Genomic DNA, 4072 nt, shown 5'->3' with positions numbered 1-4072 from the left:
ACTGTTTGGCAAGCTCGTAACCGATGCCCTTGGAGGCACCTGTCACGACAGCCAGAGGTCGGTTCGACGAACTGTTCATAACCATTTAAACTCCTGTAGGGCTTCTCCACGCTAGGAAGCTGTGGATTGTGCTTCTTTTTCGCTAGCAGACAGTCTGCGCGAATGCGATCGCAACTCTTACTCATCCTAGGAAGACATCTGTGCGATCGCGTCTTTCCAAGGAAGTATGGCTGTTGTCTGTTTGAGGTTACTTTTGTGGAGTTCACGCGATAGCGCTAGCGCGCTCGCAGGGCTTCGCCTGCGGTTCAGATACCCGGCTTTTTAGAGAAGTCGGGTATCTCGCCTTCACTAGCGCAGATTACAAAACTGTAATTTAGACGAAGGGCAAGCTGTAATTTTGGTTGAGCTTAATTGAATCTATAGACACGTTTCGAGATTCAACCGAAGGAGAAAGCTAGTGATGAATACCCGCCGACTGTTAGCAGCGATCGCAATTCCTGTTCTAGTTGGGACGTTTGGATGTGTGACTCTCAATCAGGCAACGGCTCAATCGCCTAGCCGACAAGCCCAAAACTCATCCCAGCCTAATCAACAACAGCAGGGACAGGGACGCAGACGAGGGCCAGATTTTGCCGCAGCGGCTCAGAAATTGGGCATTTCAGAAGCTAAGTTAAAAGAAGCACTGGGAGTGCCAGCGAATCCTACACCAGGACAACGCCCACCTCGTCCCGACTTTAAGGCAGCGGCGGCAAAACTCGGCATTACCGAACAACAATTGGTAAATGCGTTGGGAGTTCCGCCCCGTCCGCCCCGTCCCGATTTTGCAGCCGCAGCGCAGAAGCTGGGTGTGTCAGAAGCCAATTTGAAGGCAGCACTGGGAGTACCTGCAAACCCACCAACTACACCGCCCGAACCGGGACAACGCCCACCCCGACCCGATTTTAAGGCGGTGGCGGCAAAACTCGGCGTGACGGAAGAGCAACTGGTAAATGCGCTGGGAGTTCCGCCCCGTCCACCTCAAGATGGCAACCAATCAGACGTACCTCCTCTTCAGCAATAAGCTTGAATCAATTTAGCGACCCTTTCGTGGATACGACCAAATTTTCAATAAGCCCTGGCGATTAGAAATCGCGGCTAAACAAACTAAGTCCGCCTGCGCGGACTTAAGACAAATCAAAGATTTTGAAACCCGCGCAGGCGGGTTTTGTCTGTGTAGACGCGGTTTCAACCGCCCAGTTGAGAATGCTTAAGACAAATCAAAGATTTTGAAACCCGCGCAGGCGGGTTTTGTCTGTGTAGACGCGGTTTCAACCGCCTAGGTAAATTGCGATAATTCTATTTGGAGCCGATGAAATGAAAAAAAACCGTCTGAAAAGAATTTCCCTTATCTCCATGATGAAGCGACGACAGGTGCTTGGCTTCCTAGGGGGAACAGCGGCAGTATCGCTTGTGGGATGCTGGCGCGGAGAGTCTATCTCAGCAAAACCGATAAGTTCATCAACTCAGACACCGACTCCGATAGCGATCGCGCAGACTCCGACTTGCGTGGTAAAACCCCAACAGACGGAAGGGCCATATTTCGTGGATGAGAAGCTTAACCGCTCTGATATCCGCTCAGATCCTTCTGACGGTTCGGTAAAGCCAGGAGTACCGTTGCGTTTGGTGTTTCGAGTCTCTGGGATTGATGGAAGATCCTGTACACCTTTGAGGAGTGCAACTGTAGACATTTGGCACTGTGACGCGCTGGGTGTTTATTCGGATGTCCGGAACTTCAACGGGGATACGCAAGGGCAGAAGTTCTTGCGCGGAAATCAGGTGACGGATGCAAATGGAACCGTGGAGTTCGTAACGATCTATCCTGGTTGGTATCCAGGCAGAACGGTTCACATTCACTTCAAGATTCGCACCGATTCTGCGTCTGGGCGCGGTTCTGAGTTTACCTCGCAGCTTTACTTCGACGATGCTCTCACGGATCGAGTCCACGCACAGCCTCCCTATGCTGCTAAGGGACAGCGCACCCAGAGGAACGATCGAGATGGCATCTTTCAGGATGGAGGCGATCAACTGATGCTCCAGCTTACCCAGGATGCACAAGGCTACGTGGGAACCTTCGATATTGGGCTTCAGATGACTTGAACGATCGGATTTTACTTGTGAGCGATCGCATTCTCCATCATTGCAGAGTTGATAGAATGCGATCGCTCAAAACGCCCAAATCACTCACGACGAAACACAAACAGATTACCTGTTGCACCTCGTTCTACCCTAATCTTTTGATCTAATTCACAAAGAAGCAAGAAACTCGCCAAGGTCTGTATTGTCCAGCTCTTCTTTCGTCATTTTCTGGGCTATGCGCCAGTTTTCTGCTTTGCCCCACTGATACTGAGCATCTTCAAGCTTGTCATAAGGTTGAAGCTCTTGGTATTTTGGTCCTTTAAATTCTTTTATCGCTCTATCAGGGAAGTAATTTTCCATAGCTCTACGCTCAAGTACCCGGCATTCTATTCCTAGCTTCTTACAGGTTTCACAAAATGCGTTTCTAGTTTGATCTAGGTCAGCACTAGGATTAGAACGTTCACTATCAATTAGCGCAAAGATTTTTTGAGAAATACGCTTGATTTCTGCCAGTTCTGCTTCAGATTTCTCTTTAATCATATCGGAACCTCCCAAAGATAAAAGTACAATCTGATGCTCCTTTCCATACTTCCGAAGAAATTGCTGTATTGTCCTAACTTCCGTAGCACCTTCAACAAGTAGAATTTTGTCAAAGCCTAGCTCATTGTAGGTAGAGAAGTTGAGTTCTCCAAGTAACTGTGACAAGTTTCGAGTTGCTTCAAGTTGGCGTATTTCACTTCCACCTTTATTGCTCTTGCAGATAGAATATATTAACTCAGCACTTGATCGTGCTAGACCAATGCTATGAGTAGCAAAGAGAACTCCTTCTTTAGCAAAAGAACCAAGGCTTGTCAAAAAATCTAGCTGAAGAGAGGGATGTAAGTTGAGTTCTGGTTCATCTATTAAGATATAATCTGGCTGTTTGATAGCTGCGTTTGCAAGAACAAGAATAAATTGAGTAATTCCAGATCCTTGCTCTGAAAGTTTATAGCTTTTTCCATCAATAATCAGAAAAAGTGTAAATTCGTCATCCGAAGCATTGATTTCCAAACTATTAAAATTAAAAATTCTACAAATATCTTGAGTAACTGTATAAAGAATTTCTTGGCCTCTTTTATCGCTACCATGTTTTAGAGAACGCCATTTTTCTAGAAAATAAATACCTGCATCAATATCAAAATATTTTTTTTCTACGGAAAATTGGCTGTCTTCACCCTCTTTCCTCATAAATTCTACATTGAGAATATTGCGAAATGAACTTATATATAAAGTGTTTTTAAGTTTATAAAAAATTTCCCCAAATGGTTTGTAAAAGTTGGCTTCATAGCGACTTAAAATATCACCTGTATGATAATATAGTTTCGCGGTAAACTTGTTCTCAGCTCTAGGAATTGTTAAAACTAATTTTTGGACTTTATCTATCAGTGGATTTGAAGAAGAAACGGGTTCACTTAGCTTAATTTCAATTGTTATGGAGCGTTCATTGCCGTTATAAAATAATTCTTCAATATACCGGACAGTAGAAGGTTTTTTAAAAGGAATATAATTGCCACTTAATACAGAATTAAAAATATTATCTTTGTTAGTAAAATTAAAACCATTATCTTTATCAATCGATAGTTGTTCAAAAATAGAGCGAAATTCATAGAAAAACTTTAGCAGTGATGACTTACCTGCATTATTAACTCCTACAAAGGCGGTGAATCCTTTTTGGAAAACAAAGCGAACAGGATTCAAATCGGAAAAGCATCGATAATTCTTAATCGTTATTTCAAAGTTCATAATTTTCAATTATATGAGGAATAATAGATAGTCGTTGGCAAATACAGCAGATTGCAGGTATATAGAGTACATTGAGGTCAGTGCATGAACAGGTAGAATGAAACCTTACTCCATCGACTTTCGAGAAAAAGTAGTCAAAGCATACGAACAAGAAAACACATCGATTAGGAAATTA

Annotated in this window: 4 protein-coding genes; 2 read left to right on the top strand and 2 right to left on the bottom strand. The window is 43.9% G+C overall.

All coding sequences use genetic code 11. The features are described 5' to 3' along the window. Window positions 1-185, bottom strand: a 185-nt coding sequence (locus tag H6F50_RS26760; RefSeq protein WP_206754835.1) for a hypothetical protein, incomplete at its 3' end; no start/stop codon positions are given. A gap of 275 nt (window positions 186-460) precedes the next feature. On the opposite strand from H6F50_RS26760, the gene H6F50_RS16770 reads away from it, so the two are divergent. Continuing rightward, on the top strand, window positions 461-1060 hold the full coding sequence (locus H6F50_RS16770; protein WP_190429579.1) for a hypothetical protein: 600 nt from the start codon (window positions 461-463) through the stop codon (window positions 1058-1060). 293 nt (window positions 1061-1353) lie between these two features. Next, the gene (locus H6F50_RS16765; protein WP_190429578.1) at window positions 1354-2136 is read left to right on the top strand and encodes an intradiol ring-cleavage dioxygenase; all 783 of its coding nucleotides are present in this window, start codon (window positions 1354-1356) and stop codon (window positions 2134-2136) included. A gap of 147 nt (window positions 2137-2283) precedes the next feature. Here the strand turns inward: H6F50_RS16765 and H6F50_RS16760 are convergent, their stop codons facing one another. Beyond that, entirely contained in the window at window positions 2284-3897 is a 1614-nt protein-coding gene (locus H6F50_RS16760) for an AAA family ATPase (RefSeq protein WP_190429577.1), read from the bottom strand. Window positions 3898-4072: the final 175 nt, after the last annotated feature.

It is taken from the genome of Coleofasciculus sp. FACHB-712 (assembly GCF_014695635.1).
In the GTDB taxonomy this organism is placed as follows: Bacteria; Cyanobacteriota; Cyanobacteriia; order Cyanobacteriales; family FACHB-T130; genus FACHB-T130.
The sequence above is the reverse complement of the archived record's forward strand: the minus strand, read 5'-3'. Positions and strand labels throughout refer to the sequence as shown.

Bases quoted from the DNA above. Each gene is read 5' to 3' on its own strand.
- H6F50_RS16770 (WP_190429579.1), top strand. From the start codon at position 461: ATGAATACCCGCCGACTGTTAGCAGCGATCGCAATTCCTGTTCTAGTT.
- H6F50_RS16760 (WP_190429577.1), bottom strand. From the start codon at position 3,897: ATGAACTTTGAAATAACGATTAAGAATTATCGATGCTTTTCCGATTTG.
- H6F50_RS16765 (WP_190429578.1), top strand. From the start codon at position 1,354: ATGAAAAAAAACCGTCTGAAAAGAATTTCCCTTATCTCCATGATGAAG.